Here is a 2,094-nt window from a genome sequence, read left to right as displayed (position 1 = left end):
GGCGCGCATCGAGGGCTACCTGACCCTGGAGCCCGAGATCTCGCAAGTCATGGTGTTCGGCGATCGCCGTCCCTATCTGGTCGCCGTCATCGTCCCGGACCCGGAATTCGCCGCTGCGTACGCTACCGGCGAGGAACGGCCCGATCTAGATATGCTCGCCGCCGATCCCGACTTCTCGAAAGCGATCGGCGCAGCGGTCAATCGCGTGAATCTGACCCTGCCGCCCAGCGAACGTGTGCGCCGCTTTATCGTAGCGCCGGAACCGTTCACGATAGCCAACGGCCAGATGACGCCGACCCTCAAGATCAAACGTCACGTAATCCGAGAGATCTACGGCGCATCGCTCGACGCGCTCTATCACGGCAAGGAAATTGCCGCCTGACCGCCCTCCAGGACGTTAGTCCGCCTCGCCCTTCTCGACGGTTTCCGCCTCCACCTCGTAGTAGGCATCGAGGCCGATCATGTCCTCGATGTCCTTACGCAGCACTGTGAAATGATTGTCGCCGATGCGGGTGTACCGGCCGGTCTGCAGCATTTCGCCCAGCGCTTCTTTCATGAAGTGAACGGCGACGCCCAGCAGAAGTTGGGCGTCGATGCATCCGCGGTAGCCCATCGCCTGCAGCTCCGCCAAGGAATAAATCGGGCGGCCATCGCGATTGCCGCGGCTCTGCACCCATACCAGCGGCAGCTTGGAACGCTTGGGAGCGGCCTCGGCTTCGCTATGGTTGCGCGGGAATACAAGGCCGAGATCTGCCCCGACTTCCGCGGTCGCATTGACCCGTCCGATCGCTTCGTCAAGACCGAATTCCCGGCACGTATCGGAGCGCGCGATGATCACAAAATCGCGGTCGACCCGGTCTCGCTCGCGGCAAGCCCATTTGATCTTGTCAACGAATTCGGGCAATGGCACGGCGTGCGCGACGTATTTGTGGTAATGCGCCCGCTTTGGAAACAATTGGTCCTCGATGTGGATGCCGGCAATTCCGGCGGCGGCGAACTCCTGTACCGTGCGCATCGTGTGCAGCGGCTCGCCAAACCCCGCTCCGGCATCCGCGACCAGCGGCACCGCGATGGCGCGCGCGACCTCGCCGGCGACGCGCACCTGCTCGTCCATGGTCAAGAGCGGCTCGGTGATCGCGCGGCTGGCCCCCGTCGCGTAGCCGCCAGTGTAGACAACCCGCGCGCCCGCCGTTTCGGCCAGCTTGCCCTCGATCGGGGTTGTTGCCGACGGCATGTACAAAAACTCACCCGACGCAAGCAGGGCACGCAATTGCTGTGTTTTTGTGGTCATAGGCGTCTCCCCATAGTGAGGTCGTCATGCGCTGGCACTCAGCGCGGCAACATCGCCAGGTACTGGGTAACGGGCTCACTCGCCTCCAGGAAATTGGCGAGCTGTTGTTCCGCCGGAGCTTGGGCATCGTCCATGCTCGCCGAGATCGCGAAGAATGCAGCCACAGGCGCGCGCTGCAGGAGCACCGCACGTGCCCGCAGCAGTTTTGTCTCGATGAGCCCGGAGGCTATCCTGCCGTCCACGACATAGAAGGACCACACCAAACGGCGGCGCTGTCCACTCACCACCTCGGTGCTCGCCACCACCGTCGGATGCCCGGCGAAATTGACCTCGTTGCGGCCATACGCGTTGACATGCCAGCGCTCGTCGTCGGCCATTCGATTTCCAGTCGTCGTCAGCGCGTCGCCGCTGGCCCGCAAATGATAGAGCGCGACAAATCGGACGACGACCCCCGAACCAGGGGCTTCGAACCCGTCAAGGAATTTACGGTCGGCGCCATTCACCACCGGGACCCAATCCGCCGCGCCGGCCGGCACGGCGCGCCAAGGCGCCCCTATCGTCGGCGCTTCTGCGTTAAGAAGCGGCGAAGGTGGATGCAGGGCATCCAGCCGGGCTGCATAGGCTGGGCCGATCAGCGCCAGGACGATTGCCGCGGGGACCGCTGTCGCCACCCGCCACGCCGCGGGCTTTGACCATCCGGTTGAACGGAGCGGAACGCTTCGGTCGATCTTTTGAGCGAAAGTGATTCCGATCGCGATCAGGATAATGATGACCAGAGTAAAAAAGAACCACCCATAGAGCAC

Annotated in this window: 2 protein-coding genes and 1 pseudogene; 1 reads left to right on the top strand and 2 read right to left on the bottom strand. The window is 63.3% G+C overall.

Annotated features, from left to right (window positions below; genetic code table 11):
• A pseudogene (locus tag JOY90_RS22900) lies at positions 1-382 on the top strand (hypothetical protein); the annotation flags it as partial.
• 15 nt (positions 383-397) lie between these two features.
• On the opposite strand, the gene JOY90_RS22895 reads toward JOY90_RS22900, so the two are convergent.
• Complete coding sequence (locus JOY90_RS22895; protein ID WP_291693388.1) at positions 398-1,270, bottom strand: isocitrate lyase/PEP mutase family protein; 873 nt, start codon at positions 1,268-1,270, stop codon at positions 398-400.
• Positions 1,271-1,329: 59 nt separating this feature from the next.
• The coding region (locus JOY90_RS22890) for an exosortase C-terminal domain/associated protein EpsI (protein ID WP_291693387.1) at positions 1,330-2,094 on the bottom strand (765 nt) is incomplete at its 5' end.

The organism is Bradyrhizobium sp., from assembly GCF_019242285.1.
GTDB lineage: Bacteria > Pseudomonadota > Alphaproteobacteria > Rhizobiales > Xanthobacteraceae > Bradyrhizobium.
Note: the sequence above shows the minus strand (reverse complement) of the source record. Positions and strands in the feature narration are given on the sequence as shown.